Source organism: Streptomyces sp. NPDC016640 (assembly GCF_043076215.1).
GTDB lineage: Bacteria > Actinomycetota > Actinomycetes > Streptomycetales > Streptomycetaceae > Streptomyces.
In genome coordinates, this window is sequence record NZ_JBIBRG010000009.1 from 209,267 (window position 1) to 231,942 (window position 22,676).

The following is a 22,676-nucleotide window of genomic DNA, read 5'->3' on the forward strand; positions in this document are numbered from 1 at the left end:
ATGTTCGAAGCTACCTGAATCGGGAGCGAAACGGACATCCGGACCGGCAGGGGTTTCCGGTGCCACCCCCGCCGGCACCGCCCGCTACGCCGCCGGCTCCACCCCGGCCCGCAGCAGCCCGTACGCGTACGCGTCCTCCAGCGCCTGCCAGGACGCGGCGATGACGTTCTCCGCGACGCCCACCGTGGACCACTCCCCCGCCCCGTCGGACGTGGAGATCAGCACCCTGGTCGTGGACTGGGTGCCGTGCTTGCCCTCGAGGATGCGGACCTTGTAGTCGACCAGCTCCAGCTTGGCCAGCTGGGGGTAGATCTTCTCCAGGGCGACGCGCAGGGCGCGGTCCAGGGCGTTGACCGGGCCGTTGCCCTCGGCGGTGGCGACGATGCGCTCGCTCTTGGCCCACAGCTTGACCGTGGCCTCGTTGGCGTGGGTGCCGTCGGGGCGGTCCTCGACGATGGCGCGCCAGGACTCGACCTCGAAGTACTTCAGCGGCCTGCCCTCGGCCTCGGCGCGCAGCAGCAGTTCGAAGGAGGCGTCGGCGGCCTCGTAGGTGTAGCCCTCGAGCTCGCGCTCCTTGACCCGCTCGACGACCCGTCCGACCAGTTCGCGGTCGTCGCCGAGGTCGATGCCGAGCTCCTTGCCCTTGAGCTCGATGGAGGCGCGGCCGGCCATGTCGGAGACCAGCATGCGCATGGTGTTGCCGACCTGCTCGGGGTCGATGTGCTGGTAGAGGTCCGGGTCGACCTTGATGGCGGAGGCGTGCAGGCCGGCCTTGTGCGCGAAGGCGGAGACACCGACGTAGGGCTGGTGGGTGGAGGGGGTGAGGTTGACGACCTCGGCGATGGCGTGCGAGATGCGGGTCATCTCGCGCAGCCGGCCCTCGGGCAGGACCTGCTTGCCGTACTTCAGCTCCAGGGCGGCCACGACCGGGAACAGGTTGGCGTTGCCGACCCGCTCGCCGTAGCCGTTGGCGGTGCACTGGACGTGGGTGGCGCCCGCGTCGACGGCGGCGAGGGTGTTGGCGACCGCGCAGCCGGTGTCGTCCTGGGCGTGGATGCCGAGCCGGGCGCCGGTGTCGGCGAGCACGGTGGAGACCACGGCCTGGATCTGGGCCGGGAGCATGCCGCCGTTGGTGTCGCACAGGACGACCACGTCGGCGCCGGCCTCGGCGGCGGCGCGGACGACCGCCTTGGCGTACTCGGGGTCGGCGCGGTAGCCGTCGAAGAAGTGCTCGCAGTCGACGAAGACCCGGCGGCCCCGGCCCTTGAGGAAGGCCACGGTGTCGCGGACCATCTCCAGGTTCTCCTCGAGGGTGGTGCGCAGGGCGAGCTCGACATGGCGGTCGTGGGACTTCGCGACCAGGGTGATCACCTGCGCGCCGGAATCGAGGAGCGCCCTGACCTGCGGGTCCTGCTCGGCGGTGGTGCCGGCGCGGCGGGTGGCGCCGAAGGCGACCAGCTGGGCGTGGCGGAACTCGATCTCCTGCTGGGCGCGGGCGAAGAACTCGGTGTCCCGCGGGTTCGCGCCGGGCCAGCCGCCTTCGATGAAGCCCACGCCGAACTCGTCCAGGTGCCGCGCGATGGCGAGCTTGTCGGCGACCGTGAGGTTGATCCCCTCACGCTGGGCGCCGTCGCGCAGGGTGGTGTCGAAGACGTGGAACGAGTCGTCGGTCTCGCTGGTTGCGGTCATGGTCTGAAGGCTCCTGTGTTGGATCTCGGTCTACCGGAATGACCGGCTCCACCGTCCCCCCATGCTCCCTCGCGCCCCGTTCCCGGCTGCGGATGGGCCGGGAAACAGAAAAACCCCTCGCGGGTGCGAGAGGTCTGCGCGCGGGTCGAGGACGACGGTGTCCGCCCGTACCGTGTCGTACGTGCGGTCACTGCGGACCGGCGCGCCTGCTGCCAATAATCGTGGCGAACGAGAGCACGGAGGCAGTCTGGCACAAGCGGCCCCGTGCTCACGATCCGTCTCAGGATGCGGGCGGTGCGTGTTCGGCATGGAGGAGTCGCCGCCGGCCCGGGCGCCGTCCGGGCCGACGGCGGCCCGCTCGACGGTCCCCTCGCGCGGGTCGCGCACGGGGACGTCGGGTCGCGCACGAAGACGTCGGTCAGCCCGCCGGTGGCGCCGGGCACCCGGCTGGACGCGTCCTCGCGCGGCGGGACCCGCCTGCGCCCACCCGGCATCCGCGTCTCCTGGATCTTCCGGGCCTTCGGCTGCCGCCGGGTGGCGCAGTGGATGCCGGGCCGGAGTTCGAGCGCCGCCGCGAACTCGGGTGCGGGCGTTGCCGGCGCCCTGTGCGATCCGCATCGAGCACCACTCGGAGCGACGCTTGCCGGCGGAACGCCGCCGGGGCCGCTCCGGCGCGATGCCGGAGCGGCCCCGGCGGGGAGGCGGGACGGCGGGACGAGGATCAGCCGAGGCGGTGCATCCAGCCGTGCTTGTCCTCGACGGTGCCGCGCTGGATGTCGAGCAGGGCCTGGCGCAGACGCAGGGTGACCTCGCCGGGCTCGCCGCCGCTCTGCCGCCATTCGGCGCCGGCCCGCTTGACCGTGCCGACCGGGGTGATGACGGCCGCCGTGCCGCAGGCGAAGACCTCGGTGAGGCTGCCGTTCTCGGAGTCGCGCTGCCACTGCTCCACCGAGACGCGCTCCTCGACGGCCTCGTAGCCGAGGTCGCGGGCGACGGTCAGCAGGGAGTCACGGGTGACGCCCTCCAGGATGGAGCCGCTGAGGGTGGGGGTGACGATCCTGTCGCCGTACACGAAGTACAGGTTCATCCCGCCGAGTTCCTCGACCCAGGTGTGCTCCACGGCGTCGAGGTAGCAGACCTGGTCGCAGCCCTTGGTGGCGGCCTCGGCCTGGGCGAGCAGGGAGGCCGCGTAGTTGCCGCCGGTCTTGGCGTCGCCCATGCCGCCGGGGACGGCACGGACGTGGTCCTCGGAGACCCAGATGGAGACCGGCTTCACACCGCCCGGGAAATAGGCTCCGGCCGGGGAGGCGATCACCAGGAACAGGTACTCGTTGGCGGGCTTGACGCCCAGGCCGACCTCGGTGGCGATCATGAAGGGGCGCAGGTAGAGGGACTCCTCGCCGCCGTGCGCCGGCACCCACGCGCTGTCCTGCGCGACCAGGACGTCGCACGCCTCGATGAAGGTCTCGACCGGCAGCTCGGGCATCGCGAGGCGGCGGGCGGAGCGCCGGAAACGCTCGGCGTTCTTCTCCGGACGGAAGGTGGCGACCGAGCCGTCGGGCCGGCGGTAGGCCTTCAGACCCTCGAAGATCTCCTGCGCGTAGTGCAGGACGGTGGTGGCGGGGTCGAGGGGGATCGGCGCGTACGGGACGAGCTGGCCGTCGTGCCAGCCGCGGCCCTCGGTCCACTTGATCGTCACCATGTGGTCGGTGAAGTGGCGGCCGAACCCGGGGCCGGCCAGGATCGCCTCGCGCTTGGCGTCCGAGAGCGGGTGGGCCGAGGGCTTGAGCTCGATCGTGGGCGTCGTCATGAGTGGTTGTCCTTCACCGGTTGTAGTGACGGGCCGCGCACACGCCCGTACGGCCTGTGGCCAGTACTAGGACGTCCGAGCACTTCCCCATTCCGCGGCTCCGTGTCCGATTATCGCCCGGGGGGTGACAGCGGAAGGAACGGGGTGAATGCGGCCCGATGGTTGATGGTGGCACCCGGCGGGGACATGCGGAAGCCGCCGGGAGCGGATGCGGCCCGGCGGCTTCGAGGTGGCTCGAGTGGGTGCGCCGGGTCAGCCGGCTACTCGCGCGACGAGGGCGTCGCCGATCTCCGAGGTGCTGCGGGCGGGCAGGCCGACGCGCTCCGCGAGGTCGGCGGAGACGGCGTCCTCGATGCGGGCCGCCTCGGAGTCGTGGCCGAGGTGACGCAGGAGGAGGGCGACGGACAGGACCGTGGCGCTGGGGTCGGCCTTGCCCTGGCCGGCGATGTCCGGGGCCGAGCCGTGCACGGGCTCGAACATCGACGGGTAGTCGCCGGAGGGGTTGATGTTCCCGCTCGCGGCGACGCCGATGCCGCCGGAGACGGCCGCGGCGAGGTCGGTGATGATGTCCCCGAAGAGGTTGTCGGTGACGATGACGTCGAAGCGGGCCGGGTCGGTGACGAGGTAGATCGTCGCGGCGTCGACGTGGATGTAGTCGGTGGTGACCTCGGGGTACTCCTCGGCCACCTGGTTGAAGACGTTCGTCCACAGATGGCCGGCGAAGGTCAGCACGTTGTTCTTGTGCACCAGCGTGAGCTTCTTGCGCGGGCGGGCCTGGGCGCGGGCGAAGGCGTCGCGGACCACACGCTCGACGCCGAAGGCCGTGTTGACGGAGACCTCGGTGGCGACCTCGTGCGGGGTGCCCTTGCGGATGGTGCCGCCGTTGCCGGTGTACGGGCCCTCGGTGCCCTCGCGGACGACGACGAAGTCGATCTCGGGCTGCCCGGCGAGCGGAGTGGCGACGCCCGGCAGCAGCTTCGACGGACGCAGGTTGACGTGGTGGTCGAAGGCGAAGCGGAGCTTGAGCAGGAAGCCGCGCTCCAGGACGCCGGAGGGGACGCTCGGGTCGCCGATGGCGCCGAGCAGGATGGCGTCGTGCCGCTTCAGCTCGTCGAGGTCGGCCTCGGTGAGGGTCTCACCGGTGGCGTGGTAGCGCTGGGCACCGAAGTCGTACTCCTTGGTCTCCAGCTTCACATCCTGCGGAAGGACGGCGGAGAGGACCTTCAGACCCTCGGCCACGACCTCCTGGCCGATGCCGTCACCGGGGATCACTGCGAGATTGATGCTGCGAGACATGCGGGCACCCTACTCCTCGTCCCACGGGATGACATGGACCGTCCGGCATACGGACGGTGACGGCGGGTCAGTGGCCGGCCGAGCCGCCGTTGTCCCTGCGGTCGAGGGCGCGCTGGAGTGCGGCGGCGGCGTTCTTGCGGTCGGCTTCGCTCGTGCGGGCGATGTGGCGGACACGGCGGCGGGCGGTCGTCTCGGGCATGGTTCATGACTCCTTCGGCATGCCTGGAGCACGGAAAGGGGGGCTTTCGAGACGCCGGATGGGGCGGGGAGCACCGGCCGCAGGGGTTGCCTGCACGGGCCCGGCTCACGACCGCCCTTCGCTGGATCGAGCGAGACGTTCGGCTCCTACAAAGCTAAGGGAGCGAGGAGCACCTGTCTCCACAATTACTCGGACTTCCTACTATCTGAGACGGTGGAGTGCGTCTCGCCGCGCCGAGCTGGGCTTTTCCCTGTCCGGGGTTCAGAGGACGTCGCCGTCCCGCCAGTCGAAAACGAGCTCGCTCCCGAGATCGGCCGGCACGGGCCACACATAGGTGGACCCCTCCTCGTCGGACAGCCGGACCACGCCGTCCGGACCGAGCGCGCAGATCCTCCCGTCCCAGGCCCGCCAGCCGCGCGCCGTGTAGAGCAACGCCCCGTCGTCGCTCGCGGACAGTGCGCCGAGATCGTAGGCCCGGGTGATGACACCCTCCAGGGCGGCCATGACCGCGCTGCCGAGCCCCTGCCGTCGTACGTCGTGCCGTACGGCGATCCCCTCCACGTATCCGACCCGCAGCCAGCGCGCCCGGTACCGCGCCCTCCGCATCACGACCGCGCCGTGCGCGGCGAGTCCCCGCTCATCGTGGACCAGGGCGTGCATGCCGCCCAGCGCATGCTCCCAGTCCTCGTCGGTGAGGTCGCCGTCGAAGGCGTCGCGCAACAGGGAACGGGCGGCGGTCAGTTCGGCGGGCGTGAGGTCGGCGGTGTGTGCGGTGCGGAGGGTCATGGCGTGATTGTGACGCGAGCGGGCCGGACCCCGTGCGGGATCCGGCCCGTCGTTGCCCGGTGAGGGCTCAGCCCATGTGCGGGTAGGTGTAGTCGGTCGGCGGGACCAGGGTCTCCTTGATGGCCCGGGTCAGGGTCCAGCGCATCAGGTTCTGGGGGGCGCCGGCCTTGTCGTTGGTGCCGGAGGCACGGCCGCCGCCGAAGGGCTGCTGGCCGACGACGGCACCGGTCGACTTGTCGTTGATGTAGAAGTTGCCGGCCGCGTAGCGCAGCTTGTCCATCGTGTACGCCGCCGCCGCGCGGTCGTTCGCGATGACCGAGCCGGTGAGGGCGTAGTCGGACACCGACTCCATCTGGGTCAGCATCTCGTCGTACTTCTCGTCGTCGTAGACGTGCACGGCGAGGATCGGGCCGAAGTACTCGGTGCGGAACACCTCGTTCTCCGGGTCGCCGCACTCGATGACGGTCGGGCGGACGAAGTAGCCCTCGGAGTCGTCGTAGGTGCCGCCCGCGACGATCGTGCAGGAGGCGTCCTCCTTGGCCCGGTCGATGGCGGCCTTGTTCTTGGCGAAGGACCGCTCGTCGATGACGGCGCCGATGAAGTTGGACAGGTCGGTGACGTCACCCATCCTGATGCCGTCGACCTCGGCGGCGAACTCCTCCTTGAAGCCGGAGTTCCAGATCGACGCCGGGATGTAGGCGCGGGAGGTCGCCGAGCACTTCTGGCCCTGGTACTCGAAGGCACCGCGGGTCAGCGCGGTCCTGAGGATCGCGGGGTCGGCCGACGGGTGGGCGACGACGAAGTCCTTGCCGCCGGTCTCGCCCACCAGGCGCGGGTAGGCGCGGTACTTCTCGATGTTCTGGCCGACCGTCTTCCACAGGTGCTGGAAGGTCTTGGTCGAGCCGGTGAAGTGGATGCCGGCCAGGTCCCGGTGCTCCAGCGCGACCTTCGAGACCTCGATGCCGTCGCCGGTGACGAGGTTGATGACGCCCTTGGGCAGGCCCGCCTCCTCCAGCAGCCGCATGAGCAGCACGGCGGCGTGGGTCTGGGTCGGGGACGGCTTCCAGAGGACGACGTTGCCCATCAGCGCGGGCGCGGTCGGGAGGTTGGCCGCGATCGCCGAGAAGTTGAACGGCGTGATCGCGTAGACGAAGCCCTCCAGCGGGCGGTGGTCGAGGCGGTTCCACACACCCGGGGAGTTGGCCGGGGGCTGCTCGGCGAGGATGCCGCGCGCGTAGTGGACGTTGAAGCGCCAGAAGTCGACGAGCTCGCAGGGGCTGTCGATCTCGGCCTGCTGGGCGGTCTTGGACTGGCCCAGCATGGTGGAGGCGGCGATGGTCTCGCGCCAGGGGCCGGCCAGCAGCTCGGCGGCGCGCAGGATGATCGCCGCGCGGTCGTCGAAGGACATCGCGCGCCAGGCGGGCGCGGCGGCCAGCGCTGCGTCGATGGCGTCCCGCGCGTCCTGCTGGGTGGCGTTGCGGTAGGTGCCGAGCACGGCCCTGTGGTTGTGCGGCTGGACGACCTGGAAGGCCTCGCCGCCGCCCATCCGGCGCTCACCGCCGATGGTGCAGGTGAGGTCGATCGGGTTGTCGGCCAGCTCCTTGAGCTTGGCCTCCAGCCGGGCCCGCTCGGGCGTCCCGGGGGCGTAGCCGTGCACCGGCTCGTTGACGGGGGTGGGGACCTGGGTCACAGCGTCCATGGGTTCCGTAACTCCTTATGTGAGCGGTGTGGTGTCAGCCCGTGGTGGCCGGCGGGCGGAGGGAGAACCGCGGGTCCGCCGGCTTCTCCGCGAGGCGGCGCACGCCGTGCCCACCCGGGCGGCCGGGGCCGGGGCACGGCCGGGTCGCCTCAGTCATGGCTGATCATGCTCCGCAGGAAGAAGCTCAGGTTGGCGGGCTTCTCCGCCAGGCGGCGCATGAAGTAGCCGTACCAGTCGGTGCCGTAGGCCGTGTAGACGCGCATGCGGTGGCCCTCGGCGGCCAGCCGCAGGTGCTCGTCGCCGCGGATGCCGTAGAGCATCTGGAACTCGTACTCGTCGGGCTTGCGTCCGGCGCGGTGGGCGAGTTCCTGGGCGATGGAGATCAGGCGCGGGTCGTGGGACCCGATCATCGGGTAGCCCCCGCCCTCCATCAGCGTCCGCAGGATGCGCACGTACGCCTTGTCGATCTCGTGCTTCTGCTGGTAGGCGACCTCGGCGGGTTCCTTGTAGGCCCCCTTCACCAACCGTACGCGACTGCCGTTCGCGGCGAGGCGGCGCGCGTCCTCCTCGGTGCGGAAGAGGTAGGCCTGGATGACGCAGCCGGTCTGGGGGACGTCCTTGCGCAGCTCCTCGTGGATGGCGAACATCGAGTCGAGGGTGGTGTGGTCCTCGGCGTCCAGCGTGACCGTGGTGCCGATCCCGGCGGCGGCCTCGACGACCGGGCGGACGTTGGCGAGCGCCAGCTCGTGGCCGCCGGGGAGGGCCTGCCCGAACATCGACAGCTTCACTGACATCTCGGCGCGGGTGCCGAGCTCCAGCGGCTCCAGCCGGTCGATGAGCTCCAGGTACGCGTCGCGGGCGGCGGTGGCCTGCTCGGGGGTGGTGATGTCCTCGCCCACGACGTCCATGGTCAGTTCCAGGCCGTTGCCGGTGAGCTCCCCGATGACCGGCAGGATCTCGTCGACGGTCTCACCGGGGATGAAGCGGTCGACGACCTGCTTGGTCACCGGGGCCGCCGAGACCAGGCGTCGCATCCGGTCGCTGCGCGACGCGGCGAGAATCACGGGACCCAGCACGGGGCACCTCCACAAGCTGCACGAGGCCGTCACCCGACCATTCGGGTACGGCACGGAGAACCACCGTGAAACCTAAGGATCCCCCCGATCGTGGGCCATCGACAGCTGTCACGCATCCGTGCGGCCGATCTCGGACAGATGTATGAAGGCATCGGCATCCTGGGGCAGAATGCCCGGGTGACACCGGAATACAGGGATGACTACCAGGAACTGGTGGACGAGATCTCGGAGCTGCTCGGCGCTCCGGCGACCCTGGAGAACCGCGACTTCGAGCTGATCGCCTTCGGGGCGTACGACAGCGAGGGCGACCTCGATCCGTCGGCGCTGGACCCGGTGCGCACCCGCTCGATCCTGACCCGCCGTTCGACGGCCGCCGTGCGCGCCTGGTTCGAGGGCTTCGGCATCACCCGGGCGACCGGCCCGGTCCGTGTCCCGCGCACCCCGGAGGCCGGCGTGCACCGGGGGCGCGTCTGCCTGCCGGTACGCCATCGGGGCGTCGTCCTCGGTTACGTCTGGCTGCTGGACTACGACCCGGGCCCCTCCGCGGCACAGCTGGACGCGGCCATGGGGGTGGCGGACCGGATCGGGGCGCTGCTGGCGGACGAGGCCCAGCACGGCGCCGACCTGACGCGGGAACTGCGGGCGGTGCTGACCGCCGAGCGGGACTGGCAGCGGGACATGGCGGTCGCCGACCTGCGCACCGCGCTCGGCCCCCGCGCCGAGGGGCCGCACACGGTGGTCTGCGTCGCCCCCTGGCCCTCCGCCGCGCCCGAGGACGCCCCCTCCGTCCGCACGGTGCCGGGGGCGACGGCGCTGTGCACCCTGCCGTGGGGCGCCACGGCGCTGTCCTTGGCCCTGCTGCTGCGGCTGCGCGCGACGGACGTGCTGACCCCGGCGACGACGGCGGCCTCCCGGCTGCTGGAGCGGGCGCGGGACAGCGGCGCCGCCGGCCGGGGCGGCCCCGCGGTGGCCGCGGGGATCGCCGCGCCCCGCGCGGGCCTCGCCGGCCTGGGCGCGGCCTGGGCGGAGGCCTCGGCGTCGGCGCGGGCGGCACTGGCCGAACCCCGGCTCGGACCGGTCGCCCAGTGGACGTCGATCGGCCCCTTCCGGCTGCTGACCGCACTGCCGCCGGGGGCCGCCCACGACCGGGCCGTCGGCCCGCTGCTCTCCCCCGCCCAGCGGGACCTCGCCCGCACCGCGGAGGTCTACCTCGACTGCGCGGGCCAGGCCGGGCGCACCGCCGCCGAGCTGGGCATCCACCGGCAGACGCTGTACTACCGGCTGTCCCGGATCGAGCAGCTCACCGGCCTCGACCTGGACGACGGGGAGGACCGGCTGCTGCTGCACATGACGCTCAAGGTGCACCGCCTGTAGTGCCGGCGGCCGCGATCAGGTGAACCGTTCCGACGAGCCGGGCCCGCTCCCGGCGGGGATCCGGGTGGGCTGGGAGGCGGCCGCGGAAAACGCCGGACGGGCTGATCCACTCAGCCCGTCCGGCGTGTGAGGACGATCCCGTTCAGGGCGAACGGGGGTCGGGGGCGGGGCCCCCGGTCACCTCAGACGAGGTTGACGGAACGCACCGACGTCGCGCCGATCTCCGCCGGGAGCTCGGCCAGCACCCCGGGGGACACCGTGTCGTCGACGGTCAGCACCGCCAGCGCCTCACCACCGACCGTGGCACGGGCGACCTGCATGCCGGCGATGTTGACGCCCGCCTCGCCGAGGATGCGGCCCACGGTGCCGACGACGCCCGGCCGGTCCTCGTAGCGCAGGACGAGCATGTGGTCGGCGAGCGCGAGGTCCACGTCGTAGTCACCGACCGCGACGAGCTTCTGGACGTGCTTGGGGCCGGCCAGCGTGCCGGAGACCGAGATCTCCTCACCGTCGGCCAGGGTGCCGCGCACGGTGACGACGTTGCGGTGGTCGGCCGACTCGGAGCTGGTGGTGAGGCGTACCTCGACGCCGCGCTCCTGGGCGAACAGGGGCGCGTTGACGTAGGACACCGTCTCGTCGACGACGTCCTCGAAGACGCCCTTGAGCGCGGACAGCTCCAGCACCTTCACGTCGTGCTGGGTGATCTCGCCGTACACCTCGACGTCGAGGCGGACCGCGACCTCGCCGGCGAGCGCGGTGAAGATGCGGCCGAGGCGCTCGGCGAGCGGCAGGCCCGGCTTGACGTCCTCCGCGATGACCCCGCCCTGCACGTTCACCGCGTCCGGGACCAGCTCGCCGGCGAGCGCGAGGCGCACCGAACGGGCGACGGCGATGCCGGCCTTCTCCTGCGCCTCGTCGGTGGAGGCGCCGAGGTGCGGGGTGCACACCACCTGGTCGAACTCGAACAGCGGGGAGTCAGTGCACGGCTCCTTGGCGTACACGTCCAGGCCCGCGCCCGCGACCCGGCCCTCCTTGAGCGCCGAGTACAGCGCCTCCTCGTCGACGATCCCGCCGCGGGCGGCGTTGACGATGCGGACGCCCGGCTTGACCTTGCGCAGCGCGTCGTCGCCGATGAGGCCGAGCGTCTCGGGGGTCTTGGGCAGGTGGACGGTGATGAAGTCGGAGACCTCGAGCAGCTCGTCCAGCGACAGCACCTTCACGCCCATCTGCGCGGCCCGCGCGGGCTGCACGTAGGGGTCGTAGGCGACCACCTTCATGCCGAAGGCGGACATGCGCTGCGCGACGAGGGCGCCGATCCGCCCCAGACCCACGACACCGAGGGTCTTCTCGGCGAGCTCGACGCCCGTGTACTTGCTCCGCTTCCACTCGCCGTTCTTCAGCGCGGCGTTGGCCTGCGGGATGTTGCGGGCGGTGGCGACGAGGAGACCGCAGGCGAGCTCGGCGGCGGTCACGATGTTGGAGGTGGGCGCGTTGACCACCATCACGCCGGCCTTGGTGGCGGCGGAGACGTCGACGTTGTCGAGGCCGACGCCGGCCCGGGCGACGACCTTGAGGCGGCTGGCGGCGGCGATCGCCTCGGCGTCGACCTTGGTGGCGGAGCGGACGAGGATCGCGTCCACGTCGGCGATGGCCGGCAGCAGTTCGGCACGGTCCGCGCCGTTGCAGTGGCGGATCTCGAAGTCCGGTCCGAGTGCGTCGACGGTGGCGGGCGACAGCTCTTCAGCGATGAGTACGACGGGTTTCGAGCTCACGTGAGTCCTCACAAGTCCAATGCGGACGGCCGTCCCGACGGCCGCAGGCGGTGGAGGGGTGCTTGCCGCGTGGAAGACGCACGACGCTGTGGGCCTGACGCGTATGTAGTGCAGCAGTCTAGTGGCGCCGAGGGCGTCGTCCCACGTGCTTCAAAAGGATCACCCGTCCGTGGTGGGGCGGGACGGACAACGCCGTACCACCGACGTTGCCCCTGTCCGCCCAAGGGGCCGGAGCATGTCGCTCCGGCCCCCGGCGGTGCGGCTTACGCCTCCTCGTCGACCCAGCTCATGAGCTTGCGCAGCTCCTTGCCGGTGGTCTCCAGCAGGTGCTCGGAGTCCTGCTGCTTGTACTCGTTGTACTTCTTCAGACCGCCGTGGTACTCGTCCATCCAGTTCTTGGCGAACGTGCCGTCCTGGATCTCGGCGAGGACCTTCTTCATCTCGGCCTTGGTGGCGTCGGTGATGATCCGCGGGCCGGTGACGTAGTCGCCCCATTCGGCGGTCTCGGAGATCGACCAGCGCATCTTCTCCAGGCCGCCCTCGTACATGAGGTCCACGATCAGCTTCAGCTCGTGCAGGCACTCGAAGTAGGCGATCTCCGGCTGGTAGCCCGCCTCGGTCAGCGTCTCGAAGCCCGCCTTGACCAGCGCGGCGGTGCCACCGCACAGCACGGCCTGCTCGCCGAACAGGTCGGTCTCGGTCTCCTCGGTGAAGGTCGTCTTGATGACGCCGGCGCGGGTGCCGCCGATGCCCTTGGCGTACGACAGGGCCAGCTCGAAGCCGTTACCCGTGGCGTCCTGCTCGACGGCGGCGATGCAGGGAACGCCGCGGCCCTCCTCGTACTGACGGCGCACCAGGTGGCCCGGGCCCTTCGGGGCGACCATGCAGACGTCCACGCCGGCCGGGGGCTTGATGAAGCCGTAGCGGATGTTCAGGCCGTGGCCGAAGAACAGGGCGTCGCCGTCGCTGAGGTTCGGGGCGATGTGCTCCTCGTAGACCTGGGCCTGGATCGGGTCCGGGACCAGGATCATGATGACGTCGGCCTCGGCGGCGGCCTCGGACGGGCTCACCACGCGCAGGCCCTGCTCCTCGGCCTTGGCCTTCGACTTGGAGCCCTCGTGCAGACCGACGCGCACGTCGACGCCGGAGTCGCGCAGCGACAGGGCGTGGGCGTGGCCCTGGCTGCCGTACCCGATGACCGCGACCTTGCGGCCCTGGATGATGGACAGGTCGGCGTCGGCGTCGTAGAACAGCTCGGCCACTTTGGGTTCTCTCCTTGGGTGCAGGTGTTGCGTCCCACCGTATGACGGTGGGGGGAGGGGAAGGTTCGGGGTCTCGGAATGCGGGCGGCCGGTCGTGTCCGGCCGCCCGTTCCGCGTCTTACGCCGACCGGTCCAGCGCACGCAGCGACCGGTCCGTGATGGAACGGGCACCGCGTCCGATCGCGATCGTGCCGGACTGGACGAGCTCCTTGATGCCGAAGGGCTCCAGCATCTTCAGCATGGCGGACAGCTTGTCGCTGCTGCCGGTGGCCTCGATGGTCACGGCCTCCGGTGAGACGTCCACGGTCTTGGCGCGGAACAGCTGGACGATCTCGACGATCTGGGAGCGCGTCTCGTTGTCGGCGCGCACCTTCACCAGAACGAGTTCCCGCTGGACCGCCTGCCCGGGTTCGAGTTCGACGATCTTCAGCACGTTGACGAGCTTGTTGAGCTGCTTGGTGACCTGCTCCAGCGGGAACTCGTCGACGCTCACCACGATGGTGATGCGGGAGATGTCGGCGTGTTCGGTGACGCCGACGGCGAGCGAGTCGATGTTGAAGCCGCGGCGGGAGAAGAGGGCGGCGATCCGGGCCAGGATGCCCGGGGTGTTCTCCACCAGGACGGAGAGCGTGTGCTTGGACATGATCTCTTCGGTCTCTCTCGCTCAGTCGTCTTCGTTGTCGCCGAAGTCGGGGCGGACGTCCCGGGCGGCCATGATCTCGTCGTTGGAGGTCCCGGCGGCGACCATCGGCCACACCATCGCGTCCTCGTGGACGATGAAGTCCACGACGACCGGGCGGTCGTTGATCGAGTTGGCCTCCTCGATGACCTTGTCGAGGTCGGCGGGGTCCTCGCAGCGGATCGCGTGGCACCCCAGGGCCTCGGACAGCTTCACGAAGTCGGGGACCCGCGTGCCCCTCGCCTCCGGGTTGACGTCGTCGGGGCCGGAGTGCAGCACTGTGTTGGAGTACCGCTGGTTGTAGAAGAGGGTCTGCCACTGGCGGACCATCCCGAGGGCGCCGTTGTTGATGACGGCGACCTTGATCGGGATGTTGTTCAGGGCGCAGGTGGCGAGCTCCTGGTTGGTCATCTGGAAGCAGCCGTCGCCGTCGATCGCCCAGACGGTGCGGTCGGGCACGCCCGCCTTGGCCCCCATGGCGGCCGGGACCGCGTAGCCCATGGTTCCGGCGCCGCCGGAGTTCAGCCAGGTGGCGGGCCTGTCGTACTCGATGAAGTGCGCGGCCCACATCTGGTGCTGGCCGACGCCGGCCGTGAAGATCGTGCCCTCCGGTGCCAGCCGGCCGATGCGCTCGATGACCTGCTGCGGGGAGAGCGAGCCGTCCTCGGGCTGGTCGTAGCCGAGGGGATAGGTCTCGCGCCAGCGGTTGAGGTCGGTCCACCAGGCGGTGCAGTCGCCCTGGTGGCCCTCGGCGTGCTCCTTCTGGACCGCCTGCACGAGGTCGGCGATGACCTCGCGCGCGTCACCGACGATCGGCACGTCGGCGGCGCGGTTCTTGCCGATCTCGGCCGGGTCGATGTCGGCATGGACGATCTTGGCGTACGGGGCGAAGCTGTCCAGCTTGCCGGTGACGCGGTCGTCGAAGCGGGCTCCGAGGGCGACGATCAGGTCGGCCTTCTGCAGCGCGGTGACGGCGGTGACCGAACCGTGCATGCCCGGCATTCCCACGTGCAGCGGGTGGCTGTCGGGGAACGCTCCGAGCGCCATCAGGGTGGTGGTGACGGGCGCTCCGGTGAGTTCGGCGAGGACCTTCAGCTCGGCGGTGGCGCCGGCCTTGAGGACACCGCCGCCGACGTAGAGCACCGGCCGCTTCGCGGAGGTGATCAGCTTGGCGGCCTCGCGGATCTGCTTGGCGTGCGGCTTGGTGACGGGCCGGTAGCCGGGCAGGTCCATGGTGGGCGGCCAGGAGAAGGTGGTCTTCGCCTGCAGGGCGTCCTTGGCGATGTCGACCAGCACCGGACCGGGACGGCCGGTGGAGGCGATGTGGAAGGCCTGCGCGATCACCCGCGGGATGTCCTGGGCCTTGGTGACGAGGAAGTTGTGCTTGGTGATCGGCATGCTGATGCCGACGATGTCCGCCTCCTGGAACGCGTCCGTGCCGATCGCCTTGGAGGCGACCTGGCCGGTGATCGCGACCATCGGCACGGAGTCCATGTGCGCGTCGGCGAGCGGCGTGACCAGGTTGGTGGCGCCGGGTCCCGAGGTCGCCATGCAGACGCCCACCTTGCCGGTGGCCTGCGCGTAGCCCTCGGCCGCGTGGCCGGCGCCCTGCTCGTGGCGGACCAGGACGTGACGCACCTTGGCCGAGTCCATCAGCGGGTCGTACGCCGGAAGGATGCACCCGCCGGGAATGCCGAATACCGTGTCGGCGCCGACCTCCTCGAGGGAGCGGATGAGGGCCTGCGCACCCGTGACGTGCTCGACGGGGGCGGACTGTCCTCCGGATCGGGGCCGGGGCTGCGGGTGAGGGGCCCCGGTGGCCTGCTCGGTCATCGGCATTCTCTTCTCGATGCTGAGGGTTTTTGCGAGGTTTGTGCGGGTTACGCGTGCTGCTCGACAGGTGCCTGTGCAACAAAAAACCCCTCGTGCCGTAAGGCAAGCGAGGGGAGCGCGCCGGGTGGAGGTCGCTGAGCGGTCGAGGCCCAGCGTCAGCCGACGCGCTGTCCAAGTACGAGAATTCGGGTGCGCATGGCACTGACCCTCCCCCCGGCGCACATCCACTGTCAAGTGGGTGGGACGGGAGTCTCATTATGTGAGCGCAGGGCCGTGCCGCCCTTGAGTACGGCGGTCACTCCGCCGGAGTACACCCCCGATCCCTGGCCGGCGAACACCGGCTCGGCCGCACCGTGCGGCAGTGGATAGTGCCCGGCGGCCAGCGCCCTGCGCAGCCGGTACTCGTCGAGCGGCCCGGAGAAGGCCAGGCCCTGTCCGTGCGTGCAGCCCATCGCGCGCAGGGCCACCACCTGCTCGGGCAGGTCCACCCCGTCGGCCACGGACTGCATCCCGAGGTCGGAGGCGATGCGCAGCAGCCCACTGGTGATCTTGTGCAGCCGCGCGGACTCCACCACGCCGTCGACCAGACTGCGGTCGAGCTTCAGCACGTCGACCGGGAGCCGCCGGAGGGCCGTGATCGCGGCGGGTCCGCTGCCGAAGCCGTCGAGCGCGATCCGGACGCCGAGCCGCTTCAGCACGGCCAGCCGGCGCTCCAGTTCCTCCAGGGGGACCCGGGGGTCGGTGTCGGCCAGTTCCACGACCAGGGAGCCGGACGGCAGCCCGTGCCGGGTGAGCAGAGCCTCGATCGAGCCGAGCGGCAGCGACCGGTCCAGCAGCCGGCGCGCGCCGAGCCGGACGGCGACGGGCACGGGCAGACCGGTCGCGTGCCGCTCGGCGGCCTGCTCCACGGCCTCCTCCAGCACCCACCGGCCCAGCTCGGCGGCCTTCTCGCTGTCCTCGGCCACGCGCAGGAACTCCGCGGGGGTGAAGAGCACCCCCTGGGACGAGCGCCAGCGCGCCTGGGCGCAGACCGTGGTGATCCGGCCGTCCGCCAGGGAGACCACCGGCTGGTGCAGCAGGGCGAACTCGCCGTGGTGCAGTGCCGCGCGCAGCCGGGTGGCCAGCTCGGCCCTGCGGGCGACCTCCCGCTGCATCTGGGGCTTGTACAGCTCCACCCGGCCCTTGCCGGCCGCCTTGGCCCGGTACATGGCGAGGTCGGCGTTGCGCAGCAACTCGCCCGCGCCGAGGCCGGGTTCGGCGAAGGCGACACCGATGGAGGCGTTGACGCGGACATCGTTGCCGTCGATGGGATACGGCTGTGACAGCGTCGACCTGAGGCGGTCGGCGAGCTCCAGGATGTGGCGCTCGCGGGCCGTCCGGTCGCGGGCGCCGTCGCCGACGATCAGGGCCGCGAACTCGTCGCCGCCCAGCCGGGAGGCGGTGTCCCCCTTGCGGACCGCGTCCTGGAGTCTGCGGGCGGCCTGGACGAGCAGTTCGTCCCCGGCCTGGTGCCCGATGGTGTCGTTGACGCCCTTGAAACCGTCGAGGTCGATGAAGAGCACGGCCGTGCCCCTGAGGGCCGCACCGCGGTCCGAGGCGCGGCGGCCGGACAGGGCCTGCTGGACGCGCCGGGTGAACAGGGCGCGGTTGGGAAGGTCGGTGAGCGGGTCGTGTTCCGCGTTGTGCTGGAGCTGCGCCTGCAGCCGCACCCTCTCGGTGACGTCACGGCTGTTGAAGATGAGGCCGCCGTGGTGCCGGTTGACGGTCGACTCGACGTTCAGCCAGCCGCCTCCGCCGGAGCGGAAGCGGCATTCGATGCGGGTCGTGGGTTCCTCGACGGGGTTCGCGGCGAGGAAGCGGCGCACCTCGTGCACCACACAGCCCAGGTCCTCCGGGTGGATCAGACCGGCCAGTTCCGTCCCCACCAGTTCCTCCGCGGAACGCCCGTACACCCCGGCGGCGGCCGGGGAGACGTAGCGGAGGATGCCGCTGGGCGCGGCGATCATGATGACGTCACTGGATCCCTGCACCAGCGAGCGGAAGTGGTTCTCCTTCTGCGCCAGTTCCTGGGTGAGGGTGATGTTGTCGAGCAGCATGATGCCCTGGCGGACGACCAGCGCGAGGACCACGGTGCCCCCGGTGAGCAGCACCACGCGGTCGACGCTGCGGCCGTTGAGGACGTTGTAGAGGATCCCCAGGGTGCATACGGCCGCGGCGAGGTAGGGCGTGAGCGCGGCGAGGGAACCGGCGATGGGCCGGGAGAGCGGATACCGGCCGTGCTCGCCGACGGGCGCGGGCGGGTGGTGGCGGTGCGGCCCGCCGAGCCGCCCGGGCAGGTGCTCATGGACCACGAGCGTGTGCCCCTCTCTCTCCGGCCGGCCGCTGCGGGGCGCGGTCCAGGGGGCGTACGCCAGGAGCAGCGAGCCGGCGAACCAGCCCGCGTCGAGCAGCTGTCCGGAGCGGTAACCGTCGTGCAGCAGCGGGGAGGTGAACAGGGCGTCGCACATCACGGTCAGCGCGAGCGCGCCGATCGCGGTGTTGACCGCGGACCGGTTCACCGCCGAACGCCTGAAGTGCAGCGCGAGCACCATGCTGACCAGGGCGATGTCGAGCAGCGGGTAGGCCAGTGACAGGGCGATGTGCGCGACGCCGGGCCCCTCGGCCTGCGCGGCCTGGGCGAGCGCCAGGCTCCACGCGAGGGTGAGCAGGGAGCCGCCGATCAGCCAGGCGTCCAGCGCGAGACAGACCCAGCCGGCCTTGTTCACGGGCCGCTTGGCGAGCACCAGCAGTCCCACGATGGCGGGCGGCGCGAAGCACAGGAAGAACAGGTCGGCGTAGCTGGGGCTGGGCACCTCGACCCCCAGCACGACCTCGTACCACCCCCAGACCAGGTTGCCCAGGGCGGCCATGGCCGACGAGAGGGCGAACAGCAGCCAGGCGGGCCGGAACCGGGTGCGGGGGCTGCGGGCGTAGACGGCGCAGGACACCGCGGCGGCCGCCGCCGCCGCGCTCAGCCCGAAGTCGCCCATGATCAGGGCGAGTCGTTCCGAACCCCAGCCGAACGCGGCGCCGACGGCATAGGCCGCGCAGACCAGGGCCAGACCGAGTTGCGCGACCGGTCCGGGAGGGCGGCCGACGGCCGGCGCGCTGAACGGCAGCGAGCGCGGAGCGGTCCGCGGCCGCACCGCTTCCCGGAGCGTGGGGGTGCGGGTGGGCGCGCTCACCTCAGCCTCCCGGTCCGCGCCGCTCCCGGGTTCCTCTGTCCCCGGTGCGCCGGGGGGGTCTGCCTCCCGCGGCCGGTGTGCGGGCGGTGGCGGCCGGGACCGCCGTCATGGCCGCCGTGCCGGATGTGGTCGCCGTGCCGGATGTGGCCGCCGCCGTGGTGACCGCGGCCGCGCGCGGCCGTGCCCCCCATTCGTCGCCGACGACTCCGCCGCGTGGGATCGCTCGTCCGTAGGCCGTGCATCGCCCGTCGCCCCCCTCACAGTCTGCGTGTCCATCCCATGCGCCGGTGGTCAGCGGCGCATCCCCTGTCCGGACGATACACCAGTCTCGTCACTCAGGGACATAGGTTCTCTACTCTCCGTAACGATCACTCGATGTGCGAGTACCCGGTGCGGCCGGGAAGTCGCATTCGGTGCTCGAAGCGGACTGGTCGCCTTCCGCTCCCGTCACCAGGATCACGTTGCCGAGCTGCTCCCGGTTCACGAAACGGCGCAACTGGTCCACCAGCAACCGCTTGGCGCGCGGCAGGAAGGCGGAGGTGGGTCCGCCCACGTGCGGGCTGATCAGGACGCCCGGTGCCCGCCACAAGGGATGTTCCGCGGGCAGCGGTTCGGGGTCCGTGACGTCGAGGGCCGCGGTGATGCGTCCGCCCTCCAGCTCGGTGAGCAGCGCCGCGGTGTCGACGACGCCCCCGCGGGCCACGTTCACCAGCAGGGCGCCGTCCTTCATCCGGGCCAGGAAACGGGCGTCCACGAGGTGCCGGGTGGTCTCGGTGAGCGGGGTGGAGAGGACCACGACGTCCGCCTCCGGGAGCAGGGCGGGCAGTTCGGTGAGCGGGTGCACCGGGCCGCGCTCCGTGGTGCGCGCGGAGCGTGCGACGCGTGCCACCCGCGCGACCTCGAACGGAACGAGCCGGTCCTCGATGGCGGCGCCGATCGAGCCGTACCCCACGATGAGCACGGTCCGGTCGGCGAGCGCGGGCCGGAAGGCGCCGCGCCACTCCCCCTCGTCCTGGGCCCGCACGAAGTCGGGGATGCCGCGCAGGGAGGCCAGGATCAGGGTGAGGGCGAGCTCGGCGGTGCTGGCCTCGTGCACCCCGCGCGCGTTGCACAGCCGCACACCGGCGGGCAGGTGCTTCAGGCCGGGCTCCACGTGGTCGGTACCGGCCGACAGGGTCTGCACGACCCGGACCGAGCGCATCAGCGGCAGTGGCCGCATGCCGATCCCGGCGGGCTTCATGTACGGCACGACGTAGAAGACGCAGTCGGCCGGGTCGGCGGGGAACTCCTCGCCGCCGTCCCAGAAGCGGTAGTGCGGCCCTTCGGGGAGCCCCTCGATCCCCTCCGGCGGGAGGGGGAGCCATACGTCAGCAGTCATGCCCGGGAGGCTAGTTCAAGGGCCCGGGACCGCAGAGGTTAGGTTGGGGGCCGGAGAGGGAGGGTCACGAGCAGGTGGAGCGCAGGACGATCGGCGCGGGGGCGCTCGCGGTGGGGGCCGTCGGACTCGGGTGCATGCCGATGAGCTGGGCCTACAGCACGTCCCGGCAGCGCGGCGAGGCGTCGCTCAGGGCGGTGCACCGGGCGCTGGACCTGGGCTCGTCGTTCCTCGACACCGCCGACATGTACGGCCCGTTCACCAACGAGCTGCTGCTCGGGCGGGTGCTGAAGGAGCGGCGCTCCGACGCCTTCGTGTCGACCAAGGTCGGTCTGCTGGTGGGTGACCAGCACATCGTGGCCAACGGCCGCCCGGGGTACGTGAGACGGGCCTGCGACGCGTCGCTGCGCCGGCTCCAGACCGATGTCATCGACCTCTACCAGTTGCACCGGGCCGACCCGGAGGTCCCGGTCGAGGAGACCTGGGGCGCGATGGCGGAGCTCGTACGGGCGGGCAAGGTAAGGGCGTTGGGGCTGTGCGCGGTGGGGGCGCGGTCGGCCCGGCGGCCGGGGGCGCGGCTGCACGACACGACGATCCGGCAGCTGGAGCGGGTGCAGCAGGTCTTTCCGGTGAGTGCGGTGGAGGCGGAGCTGTCGGTGTGGTCGCCGGAGGCACTGGAGACGCTGCTGCCGTGGTGCGCGTCGCGGGGCATCGGTTTCCTGGCCGCGATGCCGCTGGGCAACGGCTTCCTGACCGGGACGCTGACACCCGGCGTGGGCTTCGAGGCGGACGACCTGCGCGCCCGGCACCCCCGCTTCACGGCCGAGATGATGGCCGCGAACCAGCCGATCGTGGTCGGCCTGCGCCGTGTCGCCCGCCGGCACGGCGAGCACGTCACCCCGGCGCAGGTGGCCCTGGCCTGGGTGCTGTCCCGGGGCCGCCAGGTGATCCCGGTCCCCGGTGCCAAGCGGGAGCGGTGGGTCGCGGAGAACGCGGCGGCGGTGGACCTGCGCCTGACGGAGCGCGACCTCACGGAGATCGCGGAGCTGCCGGCGGCGCAGGGGTCGTGGGACTGAGCGGCGGACCGGCGGCGGCGGTCTCGCGGTTCGTGGTTCGGGATTCGCGGTTCGGGGTTCGGGGTTCCATGATCGGGAACTTCGGGACCACGAGCGGTGTATGACAGGTAGGACCCCGCCGCGCCGAAGGGACGAGATCGTGCAACGACGAGCCGTGACGGCCGTACTGGCCGCCGCCGCGCTCCTGCTGACCGCCGGCTGCTCCTCCGACGACGGGGGACCGCCGGGCGGAGACGGCAGCGCCTCCCCGACCGGTACGGCGGCGACGTCCTCGTCACCGCCGCCGGAGGGGACCGCGGAGGAGACACCGCCCGCGAAGGGCTCGGTGAAGGTGGTCCGCACGGTGACCACGGGCCTGAGCTCCCCCTGGGGCCTGGCCCCGATGGCCGACGGCGATCTGCTGGTCTCCTCCCGGGACGAGGCGACGATCACCCGGGTCGACGGGAGGACCGGCGAGAAGACCGAGCTGGGCGAGGTGCCCGGGGTGTCGCCGTCCGGTGAGGGCGGCCTGCTCGGTATCGCGCTCTCCCCCGGGTACGCCTCGGACCGCATGATCTACGCGTACTTCACCTCGGTCTCCGACAACCGCATCGTCCGCATGATCCATGACGAGGGGAAACCGGCCGGTGAGCAGCTGGGCGCGCCGGACACGGTCTTCCGGGGCATCCCCAAGGGCGAGATCCACAACGGCGGCCGGATCGCCTTCGGCCCGGACAAGATGCTGTACGCGGGCACGGGCGAGAGCGGTGACACGGGTCTGTCCCGGGACAAGGAGTCCCTGGGCGGCAAGATCCTGCGGCTGACCCCGGAGGGCGAGCCGGCCCCGGGCAATCCGTTCCCCGGCTCCGCGGTGTACTCGTACGGCCACCGCAACGTGCAGGGTCTGGCGTGGGACGGCAAGCAGCGGCTGTTCGCCTCGGAGTTCGGCCAGAACACCTGGGACGAGCTGAACGCGATCAAGCCGGGCGACGACTACGGCTGGCCGGAGGCGGAGGGTGAGTCGGACGACGGCGGCTTCCACGACCCGATCGGCCAGTGGAGCACCGACGAGGCCTCTCCCAGCGGTATCGCCCACGCCGAGGGCTCGGTCTGGATGGCGGGGCTGCGCGGCCAGCGGCTGTGGCGCATACCGCTCAAGGGCACGGAGGCCTCGGCGGAACCGCAGGCCTTCCTGGAGGGCGAGTACGGCCGGCTGCGCACGGTGGCGGCGGACGGCAGCAAGCTGTGGCTGGTCACCAGCAACACGGACGGGCGCGGCAACCCGGAGGAGGGCGACGACCGGATCCTGGAGCTGGAGGTGAGCTAGTCGCCCGGTCCGCCTCGGGCACCTCCTCCGGCGCCGTCGGTGTGCGCACGGTGGCCTTTCCGGACGCGAGGCCTGCCGGCCCGCGTCCGGGGTCGGCGTCGCCGGCGTCCTCCCGGGTCGGTTCCAGGCGGTTCTGCCCGTCGCGGGTGTGCTTGCGGCCGGAGGGCGAACAGTTCCTCGAAGGCGTCGAACACCGCTCCCCTTCCCCAGGGCGAATGGG

The 22,676-nt window shown here is 71.5% G+C and carries 17 protein-coding genes; 3 read left to right on the top strand and 14 right to left on the bottom strand.

Going from position 1 to position 22,676, the window contains the following annotated elements; translation table 11 throughout:
• Nucleotides 1-84 precede the first annotated feature (84 nt).
• The 7 genes from cimA to ACF07S_RS20640 all read right to left on the bottom strand — a co-directional run bounded on the left by cimA (nucleotide 85) and on the right by ACF07S_RS20640 (nucleotide 8,555).
• On the bottom strand, nucleotides 85-1,689 hold the full coding sequence (cimA, locus tag ACF07S_RS20610) for a citramalate synthase (RefSeq protein ID WP_391974744.1): 1,605 nt from the start codon (nucleotides 1,687-1,689) through the stop codon (nucleotides 85-87).
• Nucleotides 1,690-2,410: 721 nt separating this feature from the next.
• On the bottom strand, nucleotides 2,411-3,499 hold the full coding sequence (locus ACF07S_RS20615) for a branched-chain amino acid aminotransferase (RefSeq protein WP_391965413.1): 1,089 nt from the start codon (nucleotides 3,497-3,499) through the stop codon (nucleotides 2,411-2,413).
• Nucleotides 3,500-3,751: 252 nt separating this feature from the next.
• Entirely contained in the window at nucleotides 3,752-4,795 is a 1,044-nt protein-coding gene (locus ACF07S_RS20620; RefSeq protein WP_391965412.1) for a 3-isopropylmalate dehydrogenase, read from the bottom strand.
• Nucleotides 4,796-4,862: 67 nt separating this feature from the next.
• Entirely contained in the window at nucleotides 4,863-4,994 is a 132-nt protein-coding gene (locus ACF07S_RS20625) for a hypothetical protein (RefSeq protein ID WP_391965411.1), read from the bottom strand.
• Nucleotides 4,995-5,255: 261 nt separating this feature from the next.
• Nucleotides 5,256-5,780, bottom strand: a complete 525-nt coding sequence (locus tag ACF07S_RS20630; RefSeq protein WP_391965410.1) for a GNAT family N-acetyltransferase — start codon at nucleotides 5,778-5,780, stop codon at nucleotides 5,256-5,258.
• A gap of 67 nt (nucleotides 5,781-5,847) precedes the next feature.
• Entirely contained in the window at nucleotides 5,848-7,479 is a 1,632-nt protein-coding gene (gene pruA / locus ACF07S_RS20635) for an L-glutamate gamma-semialdehyde dehydrogenase (protein WP_391965409.1), read from the bottom strand.
• A gap of 149 nt (nucleotides 7,480-7,628) precedes the next feature.
• Nucleotides 7,629-8,555 (bottom strand): proline dehydrogenase family protein, encoded by a 927-nt coding sequence (locus ACF07S_RS20640; RefSeq protein ID WP_391965408.1) that lies wholly within the window; start codon nucleotides 8,553-8,555, stop codon nucleotides 7,629-7,631.
• A 138-nt stretch (nucleotides 8,556-8,693) separates the two neighbouring features.
• On the opposite strand from ACF07S_RS20640, the gene ACF07S_RS20645 reads away from it, so the two are divergent.
• Nucleotides 8,694-9,929, top strand: coding sequence for a PucR family transcriptional regulator (locus ACF07S_RS20645; protein WP_391974779.1), 1,236 nt, complete (start codon nucleotides 8,694-8,696; stop codon nucleotides 9,927-9,929).
• 182 nt (nucleotides 9,930-10,111) lie between these two features.
• Here ACF07S_RS20645 and serA read toward each other — a convergent pair whose 3' ends face one another.
• From serA to ACF07S_RS20675, 6 genes are all read right to left on the bottom strand, one after another.
• Nucleotides 10,112-11,701 carry a phosphoglycerate dehydrogenase gene (gene serA / locus ACF07S_RS20650; RefSeq protein WP_391974745.1) on the bottom strand — a complete coding sequence of 530 codons (1,590 nt, stop codon included), beginning with the start codon at nucleotides 11,699-11,701 and terminating at the stop codon, nucleotides 10,112-10,114.
• A gap of 263 nt (nucleotides 11,702-11,964) precedes the next feature.
• A complete protein-coding gene (gene ilvC, locus ACF07S_RS20655; RefSeq protein WP_391965406.1) occupies nucleotides 11,965-12,963 on the bottom strand; it encodes a ketol-acid reductoisomerase in 999 nt (332 codons plus the stop codon).
• Between the two features lie 118 nt (nucleotides 12,964-13,081).
• Complete coding sequence (gene ilvN, locus ACF07S_RS20660; protein WP_356340244.1) at nucleotides 13,082-13,606, bottom strand: acetolactate synthase small subunit; 525 nt, start codon at nucleotides 13,604-13,606, stop codon at nucleotides 13,082-13,084.
• A gap of 21 nt (nucleotides 13,607-13,627) precedes the next feature.
• Complete coding sequence (locus ACF07S_RS20665) at nucleotides 13,628-15,475, bottom strand: acetolactate synthase large subunit (protein ID WP_391965405.1); 1,848 nt, start codon at nucleotides 15,473-15,475, stop codon at nucleotides 13,628-13,630.
• A gap of 230 nt (nucleotides 15,476-15,705) precedes the next feature.
• Nucleotides 15,706-18,699 carry a putative bifunctional diguanylate cyclase/phosphodiesterase gene (locus tag ACF07S_RS20670; RefSeq protein WP_391965404.1) on the bottom strand — a complete coding sequence of 998 codons (2,994 nt, stop codon included), beginning with the start codon at nucleotides 18,697-18,699 and terminating at the stop codon, nucleotides 15,706-15,708.
• 352 nt (nucleotides 18,700-19,051) lie between these two features.
• Nucleotides 19,052-20,077, bottom strand: coding sequence for a 2-hydroxyacid dehydrogenase (locus ACF07S_RS20675; protein ID WP_391965403.1), 1,026 nt, complete (start codon nucleotides 20,075-20,077; stop codon nucleotides 19,052-19,054).
• Between the two features lie 74 nt (nucleotides 20,078-20,151).
• Here ACF07S_RS20675 and ACF07S_RS20680 point away from each other — a divergent pair, with 74 nt between their 5' ends.
• A complete protein-coding gene (locus tag ACF07S_RS20680; RefSeq protein ID WP_391965402.1) occupies nucleotides 20,152-21,150 on the top strand; it encodes an aldo/keto reductase in 999 nt (332 codons plus the stop codon).
• A gap of 100 nt (nucleotides 21,151-21,250) precedes the next feature.
• On the top strand, nucleotides 21,251-22,456 hold the full coding sequence (locus tag ACF07S_RS20685; RefSeq protein WP_391965401.1) for a PQQ-dependent sugar dehydrogenase: 1,206 nt from the start codon (nucleotides 21,251-21,253) through the stop codon (nucleotides 22,454-22,456).
• Here the strand turns inward: ACF07S_RS20685 and ACF07S_RS20690 are convergent.
• Nucleotides 22,383-22,673: a DUF6191 domain-containing protein gene (locus ACF07S_RS20690; RefSeq protein ID WP_391974780.1), complete on the bottom strand. Its 291-nt coding sequence runs from the start codon at nucleotides 22,671-22,673 to the stop codon at nucleotides 22,383-22,385. The two genes, ACF07S_RS20685 and ACF07S_RS20690, sit on opposite strands and share 74 nt — an antisense overlap.
• Nucleotides 22,674-22,676: the final 3 nt, after the last annotated feature.

Bases quoted from the DNA above. Each gene is read 5' to 3' on its own strand.
- pruA (WP_391965409.1), bottom strand. From the start codon at position 7,479: ATGGACGCTGTGACCCAGGTCCCCACCCCCGTCAACGAGCCGGTGCAC.
- ACF07S_RS20625 (WP_391965411.1), bottom strand. From the start codon at position 4,994: ATGCCCGAGACGACCGCCCGCCGCCGTGTCCGCCACATCGCCCGCACG.
- cimA (WP_391974744.1), bottom strand. From the start codon at position 1,689: ATGACCGCAACCAGCGAGACCGACGACTCGTTCCACGTCTTCGACACC.
- ACF07S_RS20645 (WP_391974779.1), top strand. From the start codon at position 8,694: ATGTATGAAGGCATCGGCATCCTGGGGCAGAATGCCCGGGTGACACCG.
- ACF07S_RS20630 (WP_391965410.1), bottom strand. From the start codon at position 5,780: ATGACCCTCCGCACCGCACACACCGCCGACCTCACGCCCGCCGAACTG.
- ACF07S_RS20685 (WP_391965401.1), top strand. From the start codon at position 21,251: ATGACAGGTAGGACCCCGCCGCGCCGAAGGGACGAGATCGTGCAACGA.
- ACF07S_RS20665 (WP_391965405.1), bottom strand. From the start codon at position 15,475: ATGACCGAGCAGGCCACCGGGGCCCCTCACCCGCAGCCCCGGCCCCGA.
- ACF07S_RS20620 (WP_391965412.1), bottom strand. From the start codon at position 4,795: ATGTCTCGCAGCATCAATCTCGCAGTGATCCCCGGTGACGGCATCGGC.
- ilvN (WP_356340244.1), bottom strand. From the start codon at position 13,606: ATGTCCAAGCACACGCTCTCCGTCCTGGTGGAGAACACCCCGGGCATC.
- ACF07S_RS20675 (WP_391965403.1), bottom strand. From the start codon at position 20,077: ATGACTGCTGACGTATGGCTCCCCCTCCCGCCGGAGGGGATCGAGGGG.
- ACF07S_RS20615 (WP_391965413.1), bottom strand. From the start codon at position 3,499: ATGACGACGCCCACGATCGAGCTCAAGCCCTCGGCCCACCCGCTCTCG.